The organism is Streptomyces sp. bgisy100, assembly GCF_057709105.1.
On sequence record NZ_JBYITE010000042.1, the window covers coordinates 28,225 to 49,596 of the forward strand.

Genomic DNA, 21,372 nt, shown 5'->3' on the forward strand with positions numbered 1-21,372 from the left:
GAACTTAACCCCTCCCTACAACAGCTCAATTTAATATGTGCAATTGCACTCTCGGGAGCGGCGCCCTGCCGGCATCCCCCGGACGGCCACCGGGGAGCTCACCCGGAGCCGTCCGCTCCGCGCCGGCCACCCGCCCGTCCGGCCCCGGAGGCGACCCGTCGGCCAGGAACCCGCCACCCAGGGGGTGTTGGGCCACCGGGCGGGTGCGGACACAAAAAAGATCGCGCTGGACCCGGCGGAGTCCAGCGCGATCGACGACGTGCCCTCGATGCCGAGGGAAGGAGCCTGTTGGGGCAGGCGCCCGTCGTGTGGAGCTGAGGTGGGCAACAGCCGGGTTGGGGGCCCCGAATTGCCCGGTTATGCGGTTGTTCAGGCTTCGCTGCGCTGCTGCGGAATGCCCGCGAGCAGCGCCCGGACCTCCGCTTCGCGGTAGCGCCGGTGTCCACCGAGCGTACGGATGGACGTGAGCTTGCCAGCCTTGGCCCAGCGCGTGACCGTCTTCGGGTCCACGCGGAACATCGTGGCAACCTCAGCCGGGGTCAGCAGCGGCTCGGCATCAGGGGTGCGAGCGGTCATGAGCGGCCTCCTCGGGAGAACCGAACCATCACGGTTCTTTCCTCTAAATTCTGCACCTTGACCCGCGTTGCCCGAAATGGCGCACGCAGGCCGAGTCGGTTATAGGACGAACGGCTTGTCCTCGGCACTACAACTACACCATCCGTCCAGCCGGGTCGGCCAAACCGATGGAATTGCCCTCTGAGGTGTTCAACCTCGGCGGATGCCGATGGACCATGCCATAGCGGACAGTCACGCCGTCGTGACGATCAGTCACAGCGTGACCAGAGGCCACGAGACCCACCAAGCAGTGCAATACCGATCTTTCCGCCCTTAGTTGGACGGAAGGAGCCCTTCCTGGACTCCTTGTCCTATTTTGACACGAGGGTAGTGGTTGAGGGCAAGGCCCGGCTTAGTGCCGTCCATCACCCTTGCCACGTTGGCCCGGATCGGGACTTAAGTCCCTTGCCTCGGTCCAACCCTCCGCATGCCGCCCGCGGAGACGCTCCCTCAGCTCGCGAACTGGCGCTCCCGCACTCCGCGCCACCGGTCCGTGAGCCGCTCGTACGCCTCGCCGGCCCGCGCGCCGTCTCCGTCACGCAGCGCCTTCAGCCCCTCGGCCACATCGGCGGCCGAATGGTCCTCGGTGAGCAGGTCCTCGGGAAGAGCATGCACCAGCCCTCCGTAGTCGAGCTCCACGAGCGACCGCGGATGGAACTCCTCGAGCCACTTCCCGACGTCCTCCAGGCCGTCGATCAGCGTTCCCTCGTCCAGGGCGTCGCGCAGCACCTTCAGCCCGCGGGCCACCCGCCGACGGGCCTGGACCATCGGGGTGCGGTAGCGCAGCACGGGACCCTCCCCGCCCTTGAGGTACTCGCGCTCCTTGTCCGCGAAGAGCACGAACCACCGGACCGGGACATGCCAGGTCGCCGAACGGATCCACGGGCGGGCGTCGGGATTGCGCTCCAGCCAGCGCTCGTAGTCCGCCTCGGCCTGCCGGCGCACCACCGGCGGCAGCACGGCGTCCAGCACCGGCGTCGGCAGGGTCTCCGCCAGCTCCTCCAGGGCCAGCCAGCCGCGCAGCCGGGTGCGCCAGGGGCAGACGCAGGTCACACCGTCCACGACCGCCACGAAGGCGTCGCTGCTCTCGTGCACCGGGACGGGCACCGGCGGCACCGGCAGCAAATCCGCCAGGGAGCGTCGGAGTTCGTCCTGCGCCGTGGGCAGCTCCTCCCGGGCCGCATAGCGGTACCAGTGCGAGCGCTCGGGTTCGGGGAAGGCGGCCAGCGGCTCGTACACCCGCAGATACGCCGCGTACGGAACGACCACCGATGACGCCGGACTCACGCGCCTACTCCTCCGCTGCCGCCGCGAGTTGCCACCTGACAGTCCTGATCGTCCCACGTGCGGGCGCCCCCGGGGCGCTCCGGGGCGGCCCGGTGCACCGGCGCCGACCGCCGAATGCCGGAGCCCCGGACCCCCGATCGGGGCACCTCGGTGCCCCGGAGGCCGCACAGGATCTACCCTGACCCCAGCCGGCCCTCCCCACCCACAGGAGGGCGTCCCATCACGCTTCGGGAGTCACCACCGTGACCGACGTTCCCCCGCCAGCCGACGATCTCGGCGTGCTGTCCACCCTCTTCCGCTCCGAGCAGGGCGGACACGAGCAGGTCGTCCTCTGCCAGGACCGCGAGACCGGCCTCCGGGCCGTCATCGCCCTCCACTCGACCGCCCTGGGCCCGGCCCTCGGCGGCACCCGCTTCCATGCCTACGCCTCCGACGCCGAGGCCGTCATGGACGCCCTCAATCTCGCCCGTGGCATGTCGTACAAGAACGCCCTGGCAGGGCTGGACCACGGCGGCGGCAAGGCCGTGATCATCGGTGACCCGGACACCCTGAAGAGCGAGGAGCTGCTGCTCGCCTACGGGCGCTTCGTGGCCTCGCTCGGCGGCCGGTACGTCACCGCCTGTGACGTCGGCACCTATGTCGCGGACATGGACGTCGTCGCCCGCACGTGCCAGTGGACCACCGGCCGCTCCCCGGCCAACGGCGGCGCCGGCGACTCCTCCGTGCTGACCGCCTTCGGTGTCTTCCAGGGCATGCGCGCCAGCGCCCAGCACCTGTGGGGCGACCCGACGCTGCGCGGCCGCCGGGTCGGCATCGCGGGCGTCGGCAAGGTCGGCCACCACCTCGTCGAGCACCTGCTGGAGGACGGCGCCCAGGTCGTGGTGACCGATGTGCGCGCCGAGTCCGTGGACCGCATCCGGGCCAAGCACCCCGAGGTCGTCGCGGTGCAGGACACCGACGCGCTGATCCGGGACGTCCTGGACGTGTACGCTCCGTGCGCGCTCGGCGGCGCGCTCAGCGACGAGAGCGTCCCGGTGCTCACCGCGAGGATCGTCTGCGGCGCGGCCAACAACCAGCTGGCCCACCCGGGCGTGGAGAAGGACCTCTCCGACCGCGGCATCCTCTACGCCCCGGACTACGTCGTGAACGCCGGCGGCGTGATCCAGGTCGCCGACGAGCTGCACGGCTTCGACTTCGACCGGGCCAAGGCCAAGGCGACGAAGATCTTCGACACCACTCTGGCGATCTTCGACCGGGCCAAGGCCGACGGCATCCCGCCGGCCGCCGCCGCGGACCGCATCGCCGAGCAGCGCATGGCCGAATCGCGCGCCCGCAGCGCGCGCTGACGCCCGGCGCCCGGGGACGTCCCCGGGCGCCGTTCACGCGCCGTTCACCCCGCTGTGGGCCGCTCCCCCGCCTCCGGGCGGACGGGTCGGCCCGCGGCGGGGCCGGCGAACGCCCGGCAGAGGCCTTCGGCCGCCCGCTCCGCCGCTGACGAGACGGAACTCACCTCACCTCGGCGGGTCGATCCCGGGCGGCCGGTAAAATCGCGACTGACCAGCGGGGACGGGGCTCCCCGCGGGTCCTGCGGCGTGGCGCGTCCTGCGGACGACGTACCGTATGGCCACGGAAGCAGGTACCGTTGAAGTCCTACGGACCGGTCTCTCCCAGGGGAGTCCGCTCCGAATCATGAACGCGTGTCAAGACTCTGGGGCCGTCGAGCCCCGTCGTTGAGGGGGTCGAGCCATGGGGCGCGGCCGGGCCAAGGCCAAGCAGACGAAGGTCGCCCGCCAGCTGAAGTACAACAGCGGTGGGACTGATCTCTCACGCCTGGCTCAGGAGCTGGGCGCATCGAATTCGAGCCAGCCGCCGAATGGCGAGCCGTTCGAGGACGATGAGCTGGACGACGACCCGTACGCACAGTACGCGGAGCGCTACAACGACGAGGACGAGGACGACGAGCAGTCGTCCGACCAGTCCGCCTATCGTCGGCGCGCTTGACGCTGCCTGCCGCGGTTCCCGCCGCGGCGCGTACGCAGCGAGGCCGTCCACTGCACGACCGCTGAGCCGGTCCGGGGCACATCACCGGGCCGGCCCATTGTCGTGTCCGGACGCGGTGCCGGGTCAGGTGACCGGGCCGGGAGTGCGCACCGTCCCGGTTCGTGGGCCGGGGCGGCGCTCCGCGCAGGCCCCGCGGCCGGAGTCCGGCCTGTCGGGGCGCTCCGCGGTCCCCGGCCCTGTGCACGGCCCGGCTCCTCAGCCGGCGTAGTCGCCGGTCAGGGACACGGCCTCGGCCCCGTCCGCGCGCTCGGTGACCCGGCCGGCGACCCAGGCGTCCACACCGCGGTCCGCCAGCGTGGCCAGCGCAACGTCGACCGACTCCTGCGGAACGACGGCGATCATTCCGACGCCCATGTTGAGCGTCTTCTCCAGCTCGGGCCGCGCCACCTGTCCGGCCGCGCCGACCACGTCGAAGACGGGGGCGGGGGTCCAGGTGGAGCGGTCGACCGTGGCGTGCAGGTGGTCGGGGACGACCCGGGCCAGGTTGTTGGCGAGCCCGCCGCCGGTGATGTGCGAGAACGCGTGCACCTCGGCCGTGCGGGTGAGCGCCAGGCAGTCCAGCGAGTAGATCTTGGTGGGCTCCAGCAGTTCCTCGCCGAGGCTGCGGCCGAACTCCGCGACCTCCCGGTCCAGGGGCCAGCCGGCCCGGTCGAAGACCACGTGCCGGACCAGCGAGTACCCGTTCGAGTGAAGACCGGAGGACGCCATGGCGATCACCGCGTCGCCGCTGCGGATGCGCTCCGCACCGAGCAGCCGGTCGGCCTCGACCACACCGGTGCCGGCGCCTGCGACGTCGAACTCGTCCGGGCCCAGCAGGCCGGGGTGCTCGGCGGTCTCGCCGCCGACCAGCGCGCAGCCGGCCAGCACACAGCCCTCGGCGATGCCCTTGACGATCTGGGCCACCCGCTCCGGGTAGACCTTGCCGACGCAGATGTAGTCGGTCATGAACAGCGGCTCGGCGCCGCAGACGACCAGGTCGTCGACGACCATGCCGACCAGGTCGTGGCCGATGCTGTCGTAGACCCCCATCTGCCGGGCGATGTCGACCTTCGTGCCGACGCCGTCGGTCGCCGACGCCAGCAGCGGACGCTCGTAGCGCTTGAGGGCGGAGGCGTCGAAGAGGCCGGCGAAGCCGCCGAGGCCGCCGAGGGCCTCCGGGCGGGTGGCCTTCTTCACCCACTCCTTCATGAGCTCGACGGCGCGGTCGCCCGCGTCGATGTCCACGCCCGCGGCTGCGTAGCTGGCACCAGTGGTCTCAGACATGGCCTTGAGATCTTTCGTGTCGTTGATGGCGGGCTCTACGGGCGGCGCAGCGCGTCGGCGGCGCCGATACCGGCCGTCAGGGTCCCGACCCCGTCCACATCGCTGCGCGGCGCGGCGGGCTTCGCCGGCTCGGTGGCGGATGCCTCGAGGAGGTGCTTGCCCAGCAGCTCCGGGTCGGGCAGGTCCATCGGGTACTCGCCGTCGAAGCAGGCGCGGCAGAGGTTCGGCTTGGCGATGGTGGTCGCCTCGGTCATGCCGTCGATGGAGATGTACGCCAGCGAGTCCGCGCCCAGGGACTTGCCGATCTCCTCGACCGACAGCCCGTTGGCGATCAGCTCGGCCCGGGTGGCGAAGTCGATACCGAAGAAGCACGGCCACTTGATCGGGGGCGAGGAGATCCGGATGTGGACCTCGGCGGCCCCGGCCTCGCGGAGCATCCGCACCAGCGCACGCTGGGTGTTGCCGCGGACGATCGAGTCGTCGACGACCACCAGGCGCTTGCCGCGGATGACTTCCTTGAGCGGGTTGAGCTTGAGCCTGATGCCGAGCTGGCGGATGGTCTGGCTCGGCTGGATGAACGTCCGGCCCACGTAGGAGTTCTTGACCAGGCCCGAGCCGTAGGGGATGCCGCTGGCCTCGGCGTACCCGACGGCGGCCGGGGTGCCGGACTCCGGGGTCGCTATGACCAGGTCGGCGTCGGCGGGCGCCTCGGCGGCCAGCTTGCGGCCCATCTCGACGCGGGAGAGGTAGACGTTGCGGCCCGCGATGTCGGTGTCGGGGCGGGCCAGGTAGACGTATTCGAAGACGCAGCCCTTGGGGCGGGCCTCGGCGAACCGGCTGGCGCGCAGCCCGTCCTCGTCGATGGCGACCATCTCGCCGGGCTCGATCTCCCGGATGAAGGAGGCGCCGACGATGTCGAGGGCGGCGGTCTCGCTCGCCACGACCCAGCCGCGCTCCAGCCGGCCCAGGACGAGCGGGCGGATGCCCTGCGGGTCACGGGCGGCGTACAGGGTGTGGTCGTCCATGAAGACGAGGGAGAAGGCGCCCTGGACGTGCGGCAGCACCAGCGAGGCGGCCTGCTCGACGGTCAGCGGCTTGCCGTCCTCGTCGACCTGGCCCGCGAGGAGGGCGGTCACCAGGTCGGTGTCGTTGGTCGCGGCGACCTGGGTGGCGCGGCCGTTCTCGCGCGGCAGGGCGGCGACCATCTCGGCGAGTTCGGCGGTGTTGACCAGGTTGCCGTTGTGACCGAGGGCGATCGAGCCGTGCGCGGTCGCGCGGAAGGTCGGCTGCGCGTTCTCCCAGACCGAGGCACCGGTGGTGGAGTACCGGGCATGGCCCACCGCGATGTGGCCCTGGAGGGAGCCCAGGGAGGTTTCGTCGAAGACCTGGGAGACCAGACCCATGTCCTTGAAGACGAGGATCTGGGAGCCGTTGCTCACCGCGATGCCCGCGGACTCCTGTCCCCGGTGCTGCAGCGCATACAGCCCGAAATAGGTGAGCTTGGCGACCTCTTCTCCCGGAGCCCAGACCCCGAAGACGCCGCAAGCGTCCTGAGGGCCCTTCTCGCCGGGGAGGAGATCGTGGTTGAGTCGTCCGTCACCACGTGGCACGACACCGAGTCTAGGCCAGGTCGCGGATTCATCCGAACCACGTACACCGGTGAAGCCCTCCCGGAAGATCATCCGGCCGTCCGCGGGGCGGTCCGGGTGCCGGAACTCCGGCGTCCTGCCTGGCCGGAAGGGGGTGCGGGGCGGCGGGGGCGGTGCCCGATGACGTCTACGTCACACTTGCCGGCGGCGCTTCGGGCGGCGGCTCCGGACAGCCGGGAGGAGGGCGGACGGTGGCGTTCCGGTGGCCGGAAGCGGAGGGGCGGGGAGGGGCACCGGGGGCCTTCCGTCCGCCGCGGGACTTCCTCCATGCCTTCCCCCGGGATTCCGGCTTCGGGCCCGTGGCTTCGGGTCCGTGGCTTCGGGTCCGTGGCTTCGGGTCCGCGGCTTCGGCTGTGCGGCTTCGGTTGTGCGGCTTCGGTTGTGCGGGGGCTTCGAGACCCGGATTCCGCTGCCGGCGCGCGGCTGTCACCCCATGAGCGGCAGGTGATCGCTCAGGTCCGCACGCTCCCCGCCTGCGGTGACCGCGCCCGCCTCCACCGCCGCGTCCCACCCGGTCCGGCCGGTCGCCAGCCGGATCCAGGTCAGCGGATCGGTCTCCACGACGTTCGGCGGGGTGCCGCGGGTGTGCCGCGGGCCCTCGACGCACTGCACCACCGCGAACGGCGGGATCCGCACCTCCACCGCGCCGCCGGGCGCCCGGGCGGCCAGCGCGTCGGCGAGCAGCCGCGTCGCGGCGGCGAGCGCCTGGCGGTCCGTCGGGATCTCCGTGCCGAGCGCGTCCGCCAGGTCGTCGCCGTGCACCACGAGTTCCACACACCGGGTGACCAGGTAGTCGCCCAGCAGCATCGCGCCGGAGGGGACGGCGAGCAGCCGGTCGTCGGGGGCTCCCGGGAGGAGGCGTTCCAGCCGGTCCGCGGCGGCCGTCAGCAGCTCCGCCGGCCAGTCGGCCGGGGCCGCCGCGCGGGTGCTCCGGTCGACGTGCCCGGCGAACCCGGCGGTCACGAACGGCCAGTCGGTGAGCGTCACTTCCCGGTCGGGCGGCGCGGGCAGGTCCAGCAGGGTCCCGACGCCGTCCACGGCCCGGGCCAGGTGGACGAGCAGGTGGCGCACGGTCCAGTCGCCGAGCCGGGTGGGGCGTGCGAGCTGTTCGTCGGTGAGCCCCGCGGCGGCGTCCCGCACCTGCCGCAGCTGCGCGGTGACGGCCGCTCTCACCTTCGCGGAGTCGTAGGTCCGGGTCCGGGGGCGGCGCGTACGGGGCGGCATGACGGCGAGCCTATGCGGTGCCCGGGCAGGGCCGCCCCCAGGTCCTACGTGGACACCCTTCCGGGCCGGGCCGATGATGGAAAGACGGCAATATCGGGAAAGAAAGGTGTGAATCGTCATGGCTGAGCACCCGGACTGTGCCCTGGTGCGCCGGGGCTACGAAGCCTTCAGCAACGGCGACATGGACACGCTGTCCTCGCTGATGACATCGGACGTCACCCACCACGTGCCGGGTGACCACATGCTCTCGGGCCACCACAAGGGCCGCGAGGCCGTTCTGCAGATGTACCGCCGCATAGCCGAGGAGACCAACGGCACGTTCCGGGTCGAGCTCGAGCACCTCTTCGCCGACGGGCGCGGACACGTCATGTCCGTGCACCGGAGCTACGCGGACCGCAAGGACCGCGGCGTCGAGATGCCCGGCGGACTCGTCTTCACCATCGTCGGCGGGAAGATCACCGACCTCGACGAGTGTGTCGAGGACATCGACGTCGAGAACGACTTCTGGCGCTGAGCGGCGGGATCCGTCCGGCGGACGGGCGCGGACGGCGTCCGGCGGCCCGCAGGTGCCCGGAGGCCCGCAGGTGAAGCGGAACGTGCTCGGGCACCGTACGGAACGCGCGTGGCCCCCGCCCGGATGCGGGCGGGGGCCACGGCGCGGAACGCCGGACGTGCGAAATGCCCGACGTGCGGAACGTCAGACCAGGAGCCCCGGAATGGTCGCCTCGTGCGACTCCCGGAGTTCGGCCAGCGGGATGCTGAACTGGCCCTGGACGTCGAGCGCGTCCCCGTCCACCACACCGATACGGGTGGCCGGAAGGCCGCGGGCACCGCACATGTCGGTGAACCGGAGCTCCTCGCTGCGCGGGACGGCGACGACCGCGCGGCCCGCCGACTCGGAGAAGAGCAGGACGAACGGGTCCAGCTCCTCCGGGACGACGATCCGGGCGCCGTTGCCGCCGCGCAGACAGGACTCGACGAGCGCCTGCACCAGACCGCCGTCGGACAGGTCGTGCGCGGCGTCGATCATCCCGTCCCGGGAACCGGAGATCAGGATCTCGGCGAGCAGCTGCTCCCGGCCCAGGTCCACGGCCGGCGGGAGGCCGCCGAGGTGGTCGTGGATCACCTGGGACCAGGCCGAACCGCCCAGCTCCTCCTTGGTGTCACCGAGGAGGTACAGCAGCTGCCCCTCCTCCGCGAAACCGATCGGCGTGCGGCGGTTGACGTCGTCGATGACGCCGAGCACCGCGACCACCGGGGTCGGGTGGATGGCGCTCTCGCCGGTCTGGTTGTAGAGGGAGACGTTGCCGCCGGTCACCGGGGTGCCCAGCGTCAGGCAGCCGTCCGCCAGGCCGCGGGTGGCCTCGGCGAACTGCCACATCACCGCCGGGTCCTCGGGCGAGCCGAAGTTCAGGCAATTGGAGATGGCGAGCGGCTTCGCGCCGGACGCGGCCACGTTCCGGTACGACTCGGCCAGCGCCAGCTGGGCGCCGGTGTACGGGTCGAGCTTGGCGTAGCGGCCGTTGCCGTCCGTGGCGACGGCGACACCGAGACCGGTCTCCTCGTCGACGCGGACCATGCCGGAGTCCTCCGGCTGCGCCAGCACCGTGTTGCCCTGCACGAAGCGGTCGTACTGGTCGGTGACCCAGGACTTGGACGCCTGGTTCGGCGAGGCCACCAGCTTCAGGACCTGCTTGCGCAGCTCCGCGCCGTCTCCGGGCCGGGCCAGCGCGTTCGCGTGGTCCGCCTGGAGGGCGTCCTGCCACTCCGGGCGGGCGAACGGCCGCTGGTAGACCGGGCCTTCGTGGGCGACGGTCCGCGGCGGCACGTCCACGATCTGCTCGCCGTGCCAGAAGATCTCCAGCCGCTCGCCGTCGGTCACCTCACCGATGACGGTGGCGATGACGTCCCACTTCTCGCAGATCTCCAGGAAGCGGTCGACCTTGCCCGGCTCGACGATCGCGCACATGCGCTCCTGCGACTCGCTCATGAGGATCTCCTCGGGCGAGAGGGAGGAGTCACGCAGCGGCACGGTGTCGAGCTCGACGCGCATACTGCCGGAGCCGGCCGACGCCAGCTCGCTGGTGGCGCAGGACAGGCCCGCGCCGCCGAGGTCCTGGATGCCGGTGACCAGGTCCTCCTTGAAGATCTCCAGGGTGCACTCGATGAGCAGCTTCTCCTGGAACGGGTCGCCGACCTGGACGGCCGGGCGCTTGGCCGGGCCGGTGGAGTCGAAGGTCTCGGAGGCGAGCACCGAGACGCCGCCGATGCCGTCGCCGCCGGTGCGGGCGCCGTAGAGGATGACCTTGTTGCCCCGGCCGCTGGCCTTGGCGAGGTGGATGTCCTCGTGCTTCATCACGCCCACGCACAGGGCGTTGACCAGCGGGTTGCCCTGGTAGCAGGGGTCGAAGACGACCTCGCCGCCGATGTTCGGCAGCCCCAGGCAGTTGCCGTAGCCGCCGATGCCCGCGACGACGCCGGGCAGCACGCGCCGGGTGTCCGGGTGGTCGGCCGCGCCGAACCGCAGCGGGTCCATCACCGCGACCGGGCGCGCGCCCATGGCCAGGATGTCGCGCACGATGCCGCCGATGCCGGTGGCCGCGCCCTGGTAGGGCTCGATGTACGAGGGGTGGTTGTGCGACTCGACCTTGAAGGTGACGGCGTAGCCCTGGCCGACGTCGACGACGCCCGCGTTCTCCCCGATACCGACGAGCAGCGCGTCGTTCTCCGGGGCCTTCTCGCCGAACTGCTTCAGATGGACCTTGCTCGACTTGTACGAGCAGTGCTCGGACCACATCACCGAGTACATCGCGAGTTCGGCGCCGGTCGGGCGGCGGCCCAGGATCTCGCGGATGCGCTCGTACTCGTCCGGCTTGAGCCCCAGTTCGGCCCAGGGCTGGTCGGTGTCCGGGCTCTCGGCCGCGTGCTTGACGGTGTCGAGGGTCACGCTCGGTCGCTCCTTCGCGCGGAGTGGTACATGCGTCGCGTGCCGGGGCGCCCGAGGGCTCCCGCGGCGGTTCCGGCGGCCGGCCTCATGCGTTGACCAGCTTCTTGAGGATCGAGGTGAAGAACCCGAGACCGTCGGTGCCACCGGTGCCGACCAACGGCTCGACGGCGTGCTCGGGGTGGGGCATCAGACCGACGACGTTGCCCGCCTCATTGGTGATGCCGGCGATGTCGCGGAGCGAGCCGTTGGGGTTGCCGTCGAGGTAGCGGAACGCCACCCGGCCCTCCGCCTCCAGCATGTCCAGGGTGCGCTCGTCGGCGACGTAGCGGCCGTCCATGTTCTTCAGCGGGATGTGGATCTCCTGGCCCGCGGCGTAGTCGGCGGTCCAGGCCGTCTCCGCGTTCTCCACCCGGAGTTTCTGCTCGCGGCAGATGAAGTGGAGGTGGTCGTTGCCGAGCATCGCGCCGGGCAGCAGATGGGCCTCGGTGAGCACCTGGAATCCGTTGCAGATACCGAGGACCGGAAGTCCGGCCCGGGCCTGCTCGATGACGGTCTCCATCACCGGCGAGAAGCGGGAGATGGCGCCCGCCCGCAAATAGTCCCCGTAACTGAAGCCGCCGGGGAGGACGACGGCGTCGACCTGGTGCAGGTCGGTGTCGCGGTGCCAGAGGGCCACCGGCTCGGCGCCGGCCCGGGTCACCGCACGCCGGGTGTCCCGGTCGTCGAGGCTGCCGGGAAAGGTGACGACACCGATGCGGGCGGTCACGATTCCACCTTCACGGTGAAGTCCTCGATCACGGTGTTGGCCAGGAACGTCCCGGCCATCTCGTGGATACGGGCGAGTGCGGCGTCGTCGACCGGCCCCTCGACCTCGAGTTCAAAACGCTTTCCCTGGCGGACGTCCGCGATTCCGTCGAAGCCGAGGCGGGGCAGTGCACGCTGCACCGCCTGGCCCTGGGGGTCGAGGATCTCCGGCTTGAGCATGACGTCGACTACGACGCGTGCCACTGGCACTCCCGATGGTGTGGTGCGTAAGGCGGTGACCTCAGCGTACCCCGTTCGAAAATCTACGCGAGTAGATATGCTGGCCCCGGTCACGTTCATGTATCGACCGCCGCAACCGCCGAGGAAAATCCGGGGAAAAACGTGCAGCCCCGATTGCCGGGAGACACGCGGACGGAATTAACTGGGCTTCGCAATACAATGCCTGCGGCTGTACAAATGAAAAAGAACCGACAACAGACATCTCGGCACTCCGCATCCGTGCACGTCATTGCGGTGGTGTCGGACGAAAGGACCGATATCCGTGGCTCAGCGCGTAGTGGTCACACTCTCCGACGACATCGACGGCGGGGAAGCGGCGGAGACGGTCAACTTCGGACTCGACGGGAAGTCGTACGAGATCGACCTCACCGAGGCCAATGCGGAGAAACTGCGCGGCGCCCTCGCTCCCTACGTGGAGGCGGGTCGAAAGCGTGCCAAGTCCGGCAAGGCGTACCACCGCACCTCCGTCGCCCCCGACCCGTCGGCGGTCCGTGCGTGGGCCCGGTCCCACGGCATGGAGGTCCCGCCGCGCGGCCGCATCCCCAAGAAGGTCTACGAGGCGTTCAACGCCGCCCGTTGAACCGACTTGCATGACACCCGGGGTGATCAGCTAAAGTCTGGAGCACGCCGAGGGGCGAGGCCGCAGGGCCGGACCTCACGGAGTCACGCGGGTGTAGCTCAGTAGTAGAGCGCCCCCTTTCCAAGGGGGAGGCGCAGTGTGCGATCCCTGTCACCCGCTCTGATCACTTTCCGACCACTCCGGTGGATCGGGTACAGTAGTGGTCGCGCCGGACGGCAGCTCCTTTTCGAAGGGCTGAAGTTCGGAGGCATGCGGACGTGGCTCAGTTGGTAGAGCATCACCTTGCCAAGGTGAGGGTCGCGAGTTCGAATCTCGTCGTCCGCTCAGAAGAAGAAGGCCCCGGTCATCACGACCGGGGCCTTCTTCACGTTCAGGGCGTTCTTCGTGTTCCCGGGGGCCTCTTCCCGCTCGGGGACTTCCGAGCATCCCATTCAGGGTGTTCAGGTTTATTTACTCCGGTTTCGGACTGTCCGGTCTTTACGTCTCGTTCGGTCCGCAGCCTGCCGCCGTCGGTTCGGGGCGCGCCCCGCGAATCCGCACCGGAGGGAACCGGACGCCACCGTGCTTTCCTGTAGCGCGGGGTTCCCGAGGGAACCGCGGCGCCGGAGGCGGCACGAGCGGGGGGTTCGTACGGATGTCGAAGCTGACGAGGTGGTGGGACCGGCGCAGCGACGCTGCCCGGATCGAGCTCTACACCCGGTGGTCGTTCCACTTCTTCATGCTGATGGAGATCGTGGGGCTCGGCGGACAGCTGGCCGGCACCGCGGGCTCGTCGCAGGCACGGGGCTGGCTGTTCCTGCTCATCGCGGCGCATGCGGTGGTGTGCGCGGTGCTGTCGTCACGAGGGCTGGACTGGGCGCTCGACCGGCGGGAGCGGCCCGTCCGCCTGGCCGCGACCGTGGGCACGGTGTCCGCCGCGGGGGCCGTGGCCGTGCTGGCGCTGTGCTCCAGCGGCGCGCTGCCGGAGATGGAGCTCACCAGCATCGCCTTCTGCGCGCTGACCGGCTTCGGGATGGCGTCGTTGTCGCTGGTCATGCGCAAGCGGCGGCACATGCTGTACCTGGTGGTGGGCACCGCGGCCGCGATGGCCGGGGCAGCGGCGGCCGTGGGCCTGCCCGGCCGGCAGGCGGTCGGTTTCGCGATCGTGTCGCTCATGGTCGGCGCGGTGCTGACCTTCACCTACGGCTTCTCCTCCTGGCTGCTGTGCGCGGTGTGGGAGCTGGCCAGCACCCGGGAGTTGCAGGCACGGCTGGCGGTCGCCGAGGAGCGGCTGCGGTTCGGGCGGGATCTGCACGATGTGATGGGGCGGAACCTGTCGGTGATCGCGCTCAAGAGCGAACTGGCGGTGCAGCTCGCCCAGCGCGGCCGGCCCGAGGCCGTCGAGCAGATGCAGGACGTGCAGCGGATCGCGCAGGAGTCCCAGCGCGAGGTGCAGGACGTCGTACGGGGTTACCGGGAGGCCGACCTCGACGTGGAGCTGGCCGGGGCCCGTTCGGTGCTCCGGGCGGCGGGGATCACCTGCCGGGTCGAGGGGGACGACGGCTCGGCGCTGGCCCCCGGGGTCCAGTCGGCGCTGGGCTGGGTGGTCCGGGAGGCGGCGACGAATGTGCTCCGGCACAGCGACGCCGGGACGTGCAGCATCCGGCTGCGGATCGCCGGGGACGCGACGGCGGTGCTGGTGATCGAGAACGACGGCGTGCCGGTGAACGACGGGCTGCCGGTGAGCGAGGGCCTGCCGGTGAGCGACGGCTTTCCCGTTCCGGGGCAGGTGCGGGTGGAGGGGGCCGGGGCGGGGGCGGGTTCCGGAGTCGGGGCGGGTTCCGGGGCGACGGATTCCCGAGGCGGGGCGGTGTCCGGGGACGGGGTTGTGTCCGGGGGCGGGGCGCCGTGCCGTTCGGCGAGGCGCCTGGCGGGGCGCGGGGCGGGCGGCGCGGAGCGCACCGGCGGGTCCGGCGGGTCCGGACTCTCCGGTCTGCGGGAGCGCCTGTCGTCCTTGGACGGCGCCCTCACCACACAGTCCCGGCCGGGCGGCGTCTTCCGTCTCACCGCCCGGATCCCGTCGGCCCGGGACGGCGGCGGCTCACCGCGGGGCGCGGCGGACGGGAGGACCGGCGCGGACAGGGCGGACAGGGCGGACAGGGCGGACAGCTCATGCAACGCCGACGGCGCGGCGGGGCGTCACGGCAGCGCGTCGCGGACCGGCCGCCCCACGGTGCGGGAGGAGTCGGTATGACGCCGGAGGCGGACGACGGGCCCCGACCGCGGTATCGGACGGAGGACACCAGGGCAGGGGCAGAGGCAGGAGCAGGAGCGGGGGCAGGAGCGGCAAGCATGCCGACGGACAGCGGCACGGCGGACAGCGGCACGGCGGGGAGCGGCACGGCGGGGAGCGGCGAGCCGGCGCCGGTACGGGTGCGGGTGCTGCTCGCCGATGACGAGCACCTGATCCGTGGTGCGCTGGCCGCGCTCCTCGCGCTGGAGGACGATCTCTCCGTCGTCGCCGAGGCGGCGTCCGGGCCGGAGGCACTGGCGATGGCGCGGGCGCACCGGCCCGATGTGGCGGTCCTGGACCTGCAGATGCCGGGAGCGGACGGTGTGGCGGTCGCCACATCTCTGCGGACCGAACTGCCCGGCTGCCGGACCATGATCGTGACGAGTCATGGCGGGCCGGGACCGTTGAAGCGGGCTCTGGCGGCGGGGGTGCGGGGTTTCGTGCCGAAGACGGTGTCGGCACAGCGGCTCGCCGAGATCATCCGCACCGTGCACGGCGGAAACCGCTATGTGGACCCCGAGTTGGCGGCGGCAGCGATCAGCGCCGGGGACTCGCCGCTCACCTCCAGGGAGGCCGAGGTTCTGGAGCTGGCGGCCGACGGGGCGCCCGTCGCGGAGGTCGCGCGGCGGGCCGCGCTCTCCCCGGGGACCGTCCGGAACTACCTCTCCTCGGCAGCGGCGAAGCTGTCCGCGGAGAACCGTCATACGGCCGTGCGCATCGCACGCGAGCGAGGTTGGCTATAGTGGGTCTCGCTGCGGCGCCGAAAGGCACCGGAGCGACACCTGCGGACGTGGCTCAGTTGGTAGAGCATCACCTTGCCAAGGTGAGGGTCGCGAGTTCGAATCTCGTCGTCCGCTCAGAAGAAGAAGGCCCCGGTCATCACGACCGGGGCCTTCTTCGTGCGGTCTTCGTCGGGTTGGTTTCTTCGTCCGGGCCGGGCAGCTTCTCCACCCGGGCCGGGCGCTTCTTCGTCCGGACTTCTGTGTCCGGCGGCCGGGTTCCGAAGGTTCCCCGTGCGGGGGCCTACCGGATCGAGGAGGTGGCCGGTGACCCCGCGGGTGCGGGGTCACCGGGCCGACTTCCGTAACGCCGCCGCCCGGGTTCTCGGGCCGCGCAGACCGCCCTCGGGGCAATCCGTGGGGACAGGGACGACGCTCCGAGTCGGTACGCTTAGGAGGCCCAGGGGACCCCGGTGAGGCGCTCGTACGCCTCCACGTACTTGGACCGGGTGCGGTCGACCACCTCGGTGGGCAGTTCCGGCGGCGGCTGCTCGCCGTGGCGGTCCCAGCCCGCGGCGGGCGAGGTCAGCCAGTCGCGGACGAACTGCTTGTCGAAGGACGGCTGGGCGTGACCGGGTTCCCACTCGTCGGCGGGCCAGAAGCGCGAGGAGTCCGGTGTGAGCACCTCGTCCGCGAGCACCAGTTCGTCGCCGTCGAAGCCGAACTCGAACTTGGTGTCCGCCAGGATGATGCCGCGTTCACGGGCGATGTCCCGGCCCCGGCTGTAGACGGCGAGGGTGAGCTGGCGCAGCTCGGCGGCGGTCTCCGGACCGACCTGTCGGGCGACCTCCTCGTACGCCACGTTCTCGTCGTGATCGCCGACGGCCGCCTTGGTGGCCGGGGTGAAGATCGGCGCGGGGAGTTCGGAGCCGTCGACCAGGCCCTCGGGGAGGGCGAGCCCGCACACCGTGCGGGTCTGCCGGTACTCGGCGAGGCCCGAACCGGTGAGATAGCCGCGGGCCACGCACTCGACGGGCACCATCCGCAGGGACTTGCAGACCAGGGTGCGGCCGGCCCAGTCCTCGGGCGCGCCCTCGGGCAGGTCGGTGCTGAGCACATGGTGCGGGACGAGGTCGGCGAGCTGGTCGAACCACCACAGCGACAGCTGGGTGAGGATCCGGCCCTTGTCCGGGATCTCGGTGGGCAGCACCCAGTCGTACGCGGACTGGCGGTCGCTCGCGACCATCACGAGGTCGCCCGCGGCGTTCCGGTAGAGGTCGCGCACCTTGCCGGTGTGCAGATGCTCCAGACCCGGCACCTGTGCGGGCTCGGGCTTTTCGACGAAACCGGACACGCTGCCTCCGCGTAGGTTGATCCAGGAGTCCCGATTCTCCCGCATCCGCTCGGCGGCGTCCCTTCAGGGGTGGATGCCCTCCCGGGTGGATGGCTCCGTTCCGTTCCACCTCGGGGCGCGCCGCGTCCCGGAGGGTGGGGTCCGAGGCCCTTCCACGGGGAATGAGCACGTACGCGCAGGCAGAGGCACGCCCGCGGGGAGACGGGCGTGCCGGGGGTGGGAGGAAGCGGCTCGCCGAAGGCGGCAGACGGGGTCAACAGGGCCGGATCAACGGGACAGGATCAACGACAGAACAGGACGGGATGGGCCGGGCCGGGCCGGGCCGGTGCGGCGCCGACGGGACGGCGCCAGTGGGACGAGGCAGACGGGACGGCGCCGACGGGCCGGAACCGTCGCAAGGTTCCGGCCCCTACCGCTCCGCCCCGTCGGCGCCCCGGTCGTCAGTCCCGCTTGCAGATGCGGTCGAGGAGGTTGGCCGTGGCGCGCTGGATCCGGGTGTCGACATGGCCCGGCCGGTCCAGGGCAGGGGACCAGGCGAAGGTGCCGGAGGCGAAGACCAGGGCGCCGCTGGGGGCGCGGTAGAGCGAGGTCTCCTGGTGCCGCCCGGCGCCCTCGGCGTCCTCGTAGGGCGAGTGGGCGAGCAGGATCCGGTGGCTGTGCTCGGGCAGGGAGGTGCGCGGGAAGTAGCGGTCGGCCTCGCCGGCGACCATGCCGGACAGTTCCTCGCCCTCGCCGGCGCCGGTCGCGTCCCACAGCCAGTGGTCGGCGTTGCGGACCACCAGCGGGTACGGCTCGGGCACCCGCCCGGCGTACTGGATGCCCAGCAACTGCTGCTCGGGCTGGGAGAGGTCGCGCCAAAGGGCGGGCCGGCCCGGGCCCCGGCGCTTGCGGCAGCTGAGCAGGCGGTCGGGGGTGCCGGAGGCGGACGGGGCCAGCTCCACCTGCCAGTACATGGTGTTGGCGGAGAGGAAGACCAGGGAGGTGCCGCCGTCACGGGCGCGTTCGGCGGTGCGGCGCATCGGGACCGACCAGTACTCGTCGTGGCCGGGGAAGACGAGCCCCCGGTAGCGCGTCGGGTCGATCCGGCCGGAGTGCAGGTCCCGCGTGTCGGCGTAGGCCACGTCGTAGCCGTAGCGCTCGGCCCAGCGGATGAAGTCGTAGGCGTGGCCGACGTGCAGGGGCAGGCCCGCGCCCGCGTACGGCCGGTCGAACGACACCGTGACGGCGGCGTCCTCCTCGCCGAGCAGCCTGCCCTCCTCGTCCCACGCGTGGTAGAGGCTGGCGCCGGTGTGACCGTCCTCCGGGTAGAGGTTGTACGCCTGCCAGGTCACGTCGGGCAGCAGGAGCAGCAGGTCGGCGGGGTGGAAGTCGCGGACGGTGAACGGGATGTGGCTGCGGTAGCCGTCGGCGGTGGTGAGCACGGCGACATAGGCGCCGGTGTTCCAGTACGTCGGGACCTGGAGGCGCCAGGACAGCCACCAGTGGTGGCAGGAGACGGTCCGGTCGGCGGTGAGCGGGGCGGGCTGGACGATCCCGGACAGCCGGGGGCTGGTGGTGATCTTCGAGGCGCCGTCGCCCCCGTAGTGGCCGATGCGGTAGATGTCCACGGAGAACTGCTGGGGCGGATCGACCGTGATGCGGAAGTCGATGGCCTCGCCGGGCGCGACCGCCGAGCTGGAGGCGAATCCTTTGATCTGGCGGCGGACGTCGTCGGCCGTGCGGGGGCCCGGGCGGGAGTCGGCGCGCCGCGGGGCGGGGATGCCGGGCTCGGTGGCGGCGACGGCGGGGTCGACATACCAGGGCACGACGTGACCGGTGTCGTCGAAATAGTTCTCGCTGCCGCGCAGCCAGGGCAGCGGGCCCTGGCCGAAGGGGTCGGAGACGGCGTGCGCGAGCGCCCCCGACTCCCAGCGGCGGATCTTGTCCGTGCTCACGAACGATCCCTCCCGGAGCTGCTGTCCCCTGATCGGCTCCAGCAGATCACACTCAGCACTTTGTTCGTAACTGTTCGTGGCTATTCAGTGTGTGCCGACTCGTGTCGACAGGTGTTCAAGTGGTGCAAATGGGATGACTCTTCGGATGAGAAGGACGACTCCGATGAGACGTCCATTCTCGGGCCTGTAACGGGGCTGAGCCCAGGGGTCGGCTCCGGTTCGTGCCGGGCACATATGCCCCGCGGCACAGGCGTCGGTCGCCGACGGTCCGCATGGACTCCCCCTCCTCCGCCTTCTCCGTCCTCCCGGCGTTCCGCCGGGAGGTCCCCCCACGGCCGGCGCCGGGAGAGTGCTCCGCCCCGGCCCCTCGCCGGGGAGACGCTTCCGCTCCGGCCTTCGGCCGGAAGGTTCCTCCACCGCCCCGGCGGGGAGTTCCCCGCCCTGTCCGACCGTCCTGCCGCCGGCCGGCAGGTGCCCCCAACAGGCCCGCATCCCACCCGGGCCCGACCCGAGGAACAGACCTTAGACCAGACGCACGGGCTTTTCCGGTCGGACTCCCGCGGCGATCAGCCAACCACGGAGCGGCTCCGGATCGCCATCCTCGACGAGGGTCAACACCGGAACTCCCAGATCCGGTCCGCGTTTTCCGGCGTGCAGCAGGACCGGGCCGTCCAGCCAGTCGAGGCCGGGAGCGGCGCCCGCGGTGTCCACCGCGGCACAGCAGACCATCGCGACGATGTGGTCGGCGAGCAACTCCCGCCCCGTACGAGGACTCTGTATCGGGAAGAGCGGAGTGACCCCGTCTCCCCACAGCGCGGGCAGCTCCGGCCCGGGAGGTGCCCCGGCGCCGGCCCCCGGGCCCGCGCCGTCCGCACCACCCGCAGCGCCCGCCTGCCGGGCGGCCGCGCGGGCCGCCTGCCGGCCGGCTTCCTCCTCACGGGCCACCTCCGCGGCGAGCCGCTCGGCCAGCCGCTCCCCCAGCTCGATCCCGCCCGGGGCGGCGAGCCGGTCCACCACCCGGGCGAGGGTCGGGCCGGCGGTGTCGGTGGACGTCAGGGCCGCGGAGTGGCGCGGCTCGCCGCCCGGGGTGCGGAGGCCCGTGCCGGACCTCGCGCCGGCGCCGGGGCGGGACGGTGTTCCTGTGCCGGGCGGGGTGAGTTCGTCCAGGACGCGGTGCAGCCGGGCGGCCTCCGCCCGCCACTTGCGGTCGACGACTTCCTCCGGATAGGCGGACCAGTCGATGGGGGACCAGTCGGGGCCCGGCACCGGGGGGCCGCCGTGGAACAGCCGGGCGGCCAGCAGCGACGCGGCCTCGTCGACCGCGCCCGGCTCCTCCAGGAGGTCGCAGGCGGGCCGCTCCCCGAGACGGGCGGCGAACCCTTCGGCGAGCCGGTCGCGGCGGGAGAGTTCGGTGAGCGCCGAGACCACCCCCGCGTCGAGCCGGGACGGCCAGCGGCCCATCCGCCAGGCCGGCAGCGCCACCCTGGTCAGCAGCCGGTCCCAGCCCGCGTAGGCGAGTCCGACCTGCTCCTGGGCGACGATCCGCAGCCCGTAGTCCACGGCCTGCGCCCGGGCGGACGCGGCGGCGGCCACGCCCCGCTCCATCTCGGCCGCCCGGTCGCGGCAGCGGCGCAGCAGCAGGCGCGCGGGCGGGCCGACGAAGCACAGGGCCGGACGGCGTGCGGAGACGGCCACGGCCGCGTCCAGTCCGCGGACGAACCGGCGGGCGGCCGCTATGTCGGGATGCGCCGAGGGGCCCGTCCCGGCGACCACCGGCGCGAGCAGCGCCCGCAGTTCGGCCACCCGCATCCACCACAGGAACGGTGAGCCGATGACCAGCACCGGCGGTGTGGAGCCGCGGCGGCCGGCCCGGCCCGCGAGGTGCGCACGGTCCTCCAGCCAGCTGTCGCAGTCGGGGGTGAGCGCCATGGCCGACGGGGCCGGTACGTCGAGCCGGTCCGCGAGGTCACGGACGAGGCGGTAGAGGTCCGGGGCCGTCTCCTCGGCGATCGGCACGGTGGGGCTGACCGCGGGCCTGGCCCGTGCGACGACGGCGGCCACGGCGGCCGCGAGCAGCAGGGTGAGCACGCCGAGGGCGGTGCAGGCCCAGCGGACCGCGTCCCAGCCCGGGCCGCCGATCCGGTCCGTGGCGGCTGCGACGGACAGCACGACCGCGACGGCGGCGGGCAGCAGGGCGACGGCCAGCGCCGTGCTGCGGACCCGCAGCACCGCCAGCGCCCTGGAGCGCGCGAAGTGCGAGCCTGGCTCCGCACCGGACGGTTCGGACACGGTCGAAGGTCACCCCCTGCTGGCTGCTGCCTGTTGCGGCTTGCCCACTCCCCCACTGTGGCACCGGGCCCCGGCACCGCAATGCCGGTGAGCCACTTGCCGGACGCCCCTCGGATGCCCCGGGGCGCGCCTGC

General features: G+C 72.0%; 17 protein-coding genes and 3 tRNA genes. 9 read left to right on the forward strand and 11 right to left on the reverse strand.

The window, feature by feature from the left end; translation table 11 throughout:
* Positions 1-369 precede the first annotated feature (369 nt).
* Both bldC and AC3EQ1_RS24145 read right to left on the reverse strand, forming a co-directional pair.
* Positions 370-576 (reverse strand): developmental transcriptional regulator BldC, encoded by a 207-nt coding sequence (gene bldC, locus AC3EQ1_RS24140; protein WP_003949541.1) that lies wholly within the window; start codon positions 574-576, stop codon positions 370-372.
* Between the two features lie 489 nt (positions 577-1,065).
* The gene (locus AC3EQ1_RS24145) at positions 1,066-1,902 is read right to left on the reverse strand and encodes a DUF8083 family protein (RefSeq protein ID WP_432096427.1); all 837 of its coding nucleotides are present in this window, start codon (positions 1,900-1,902) and stop codon (positions 1,066-1,068) included.
* A gap of 242 nt (positions 1,903-2,144) precedes the next feature.
* On the opposite strand from AC3EQ1_RS24145, the gene AC3EQ1_RS24150 reads away from it, so the two are divergent.
* Together AC3EQ1_RS24150 and AC3EQ1_RS24155 are read left to right on the forward strand one after the other, a co-directional pair.
* Positions 2,145-3,248, forward strand: a complete 1,104-nt coding sequence (locus AC3EQ1_RS24150; protein ID WP_432096428.1) for a Leu/Phe/Val dehydrogenase — start codon at positions 2,145-2,147, stop codon at positions 3,246-3,248.
* 400 nt (positions 3,249-3,648) lie between these two features.
* The gene (locus AC3EQ1_RS24155; RefSeq protein ID WP_351514250.1) at positions 3,649-3,903 is read left to right on the forward strand and encodes a DUF3073 domain-containing protein; all 255 of its coding nucleotides are present in this window, start codon (positions 3,649-3,651) and stop codon (positions 3,901-3,903) included.
* A 255-nt stretch (positions 3,904-4,158) separates the two neighbouring features.
* Here AC3EQ1_RS24155 and purM read toward each other — a convergent pair whose 3' ends face one another.
* From purM to AC3EQ1_RS24170, 3 genes are all read right to left on the reverse strand, one after another.
* On the reverse strand, positions 4,159-5,226 hold the full coding sequence (gene purM / locus AC3EQ1_RS24160; protein ID WP_432096429.1) for a phosphoribosylformylglycinamidine cyclo-ligase: 1,068 nt from the start codon (positions 5,224-5,226) through the stop codon (positions 4,159-4,161).
* Between the two features lie 35 nt (positions 5,227-5,261).
* Positions 5,262-6,836: an amidophosphoribosyltransferase gene (purF, locus tag AC3EQ1_RS24165; RefSeq protein ID WP_432096430.1), complete on the reverse strand. Its 1,575-nt coding sequence runs from the start codon at positions 6,834-6,836 to the stop codon at positions 5,262-5,264.
* Positions 6,837-7,301: 465 nt separating this feature from the next.
* The gene (locus AC3EQ1_RS24170; protein ID WP_432096431.1) at positions 7,302-8,099 is read right to left on the reverse strand and encodes a maleylpyruvate isomerase family mycothiol-dependent enzyme; all 798 of its coding nucleotides are present in this window, start codon (positions 8,097-8,099) and stop codon (positions 7,302-7,304) included.
* A 118-nt stretch (positions 8,100-8,217) separates the two neighbouring features.
* Between AC3EQ1_RS24170 and AC3EQ1_RS24175 the strand changes: the two genes are divergently transcribed.
* Positions 8,218-8,613: a nuclear transport factor 2 family protein gene (locus AC3EQ1_RS24175; protein ID WP_432096432.1), complete on the forward strand. Its 396-nt coding sequence runs from the start codon at positions 8,218-8,220 to the stop codon at positions 8,611-8,613.
* 183 nt (positions 8,614-8,796) lie between these two features.
* Here AC3EQ1_RS24175 and purL read toward each other — a convergent pair whose 3' ends face one another.
* The 3 genes from purL to purS form a co-directional block, all read right to left on the reverse strand.
* Positions 8,797-11,046 carry a phosphoribosylformylglycinamidine synthase subunit PurL gene (gene purL / locus AC3EQ1_RS24180; protein WP_432096433.1) on the reverse strand — a complete coding sequence of 750 codons (2,250 nt, stop codon included), beginning with the start codon at positions 11,044-11,046 and terminating at the stop codon, positions 8,797-8,799.
* Between the two features lie 85 nt (positions 11,047-11,131).
* Positions 11,132-11,812, reverse strand: a complete 681-nt coding sequence (purQ, locus tag AC3EQ1_RS24185; protein WP_432096434.1) for a phosphoribosylformylglycinamidine synthase subunit PurQ — start codon at positions 11,810-11,812, stop codon at positions 11,132-11,134.
* Positions 11,809-12,054 carry a phosphoribosylformylglycinamidine synthase subunit PurS gene (purS, locus tag AC3EQ1_RS24190; protein WP_351514237.1) on the reverse strand — a complete coding sequence of 82 codons (246 nt, stop codon included), beginning with the start codon at positions 12,052-12,054 and terminating at the stop codon, positions 11,809-11,811. Before purS ends, purQ begins: the two co-directional genes overlap by 4 nt.
* A 298-nt stretch (positions 12,055-12,352) precedes the next feature.
* On the opposite strand from purS, the gene AC3EQ1_RS24195 reads away from it, so the two are divergent.
* The 6 genes from AC3EQ1_RS24195 (at position 12,353) to AC3EQ1_RS24220 (ending at position 15,799) form a co-directional block, all read left to right on the forward strand.
* Positions 12,353-12,670: a histone-like nucleoid-structuring protein Lsr2 gene (locus AC3EQ1_RS24195; RefSeq protein WP_351514235.1), complete on the forward strand. Its 318-nt coding sequence runs from the start codon at positions 12,353-12,355 to the stop codon at positions 12,668-12,670.
* A gap of 87 nt (positions 12,671-12,757) precedes the next feature.
* Positions 12,758-12,829, forward strand: a tRNA-Gly gene (locus AC3EQ1_RS24200).
* Positions 12,830-12,921: 92 nt separating this feature from the next.
* Positions 12,922-12,994: transfer RNA gene (locus AC3EQ1_RS24205), tRNA-Gly, on the forward strand.
* A 310-nt stretch (positions 12,995-13,304) separates the two neighbouring features.
* On the forward strand, positions 13,305-14,903 hold the full coding sequence (locus AC3EQ1_RS24210; protein WP_432096435.1) for a sensor histidine kinase: 1,599 nt from the start codon (positions 13,305-13,307) through the stop codon (positions 14,901-14,903).
* 98 nt (positions 14,904-15,001) lie between these two features.
* Positions 15,002-15,685 carry a response regulator gene (locus AC3EQ1_RS24215; protein ID WP_432096436.1) on the forward strand — a complete coding sequence of 228 codons (684 nt, stop codon included), beginning with the start codon at positions 15,002-15,004 and terminating at the stop codon, positions 15,683-15,685.
* Between the two features lie 41 nt (positions 15,686-15,726).
* A tRNA-Gly gene (locus tag AC3EQ1_RS24220) sits at positions 15,727-15,799 on the forward strand.
* A gap of 313 nt (positions 15,800-16,112) precedes the next feature.
* Here the strand turns inward: AC3EQ1_RS24220 and AC3EQ1_RS24225 are convergent.
* From AC3EQ1_RS24225 to AC3EQ1_RS24235, 3 genes are all read right to left on the reverse strand, one after another.
* Complete coding sequence (locus AC3EQ1_RS24225; protein ID WP_432096437.1) at positions 16,113-17,015, reverse strand: phosphoribosylaminoimidazolesuccinocarboxamide synthase; 903 nt, start codon at positions 17,013-17,015, stop codon at positions 16,113-16,115.
* A gap of 440 nt (positions 17,016-17,455) precedes the next feature.
* Positions 17,456-18,949, reverse strand: coding sequence for a N,N-dimethylformamidase beta subunit family domain-containing protein (locus AC3EQ1_RS24230; RefSeq protein ID WP_432096438.1), 1,494 nt, complete (start codon positions 18,947-18,949; stop codon positions 17,456-17,458).
* Positions 18,950-19,471: 522 nt separating this feature from the next.
* Positions 19,472-21,238: a hypothetical protein gene (locus tag AC3EQ1_RS24235; protein WP_432096439.1), complete on the reverse strand. Its 1,767-nt coding sequence runs from the start codon at positions 21,236-21,238 to the stop codon at positions 19,472-19,474.
* Positions 21,239-21,372 lie beyond the last annotated feature (134 nt).

Coding starts and splice junctions, on each gene's coding strand:
- bldC (WP_003949541.1), bottom strand. CDS start 576: ATGACCGCTCGCACCCCTGATGCCGAGCCGCTGCTGACCCCGGCTGAG.
- AC3EQ1_RS24155 (WP_351514250.1), top strand. CDS start 3,649: ATGGGGCGCGGCCGGGCCAAGGCCAAGCAGACGAAGGTCGCCCGCCAG.
- purM (WP_432096429.1), bottom strand. CDS start 5,226: ATGTCTGAGACCACTGGTGCCAGCTACGCAGCCGCGGGCGTGGACATC.
- AC3EQ1_RS24170 (WP_432096431.1), bottom strand. CDS start 8,099: ATGCCGCCCCGTACGCGCCGCCCCCGGACCCGGACCTACGACTCCGCG.
- AC3EQ1_RS24175 (WP_432096432.1), top strand. CDS start 8,218: ATGGCTGAGCACCCGGACTGTGCCCTGGTGCGCCGGGGCTACGAAGCC.
- AC3EQ1_RS24210 (WP_432096435.1), top strand. CDS start 13,305: ATGTCGAAGCTGACGAGGTGGTGGGACCGGCGCAGCGACGCTGCCCGG.
- AC3EQ1_RS24215 (WP_432096436.1), top strand. CDS start 15,002: ATGCCGACGGACAGCGGCACGGCGGACAGCGGCACGGCGGGGAGCGGC.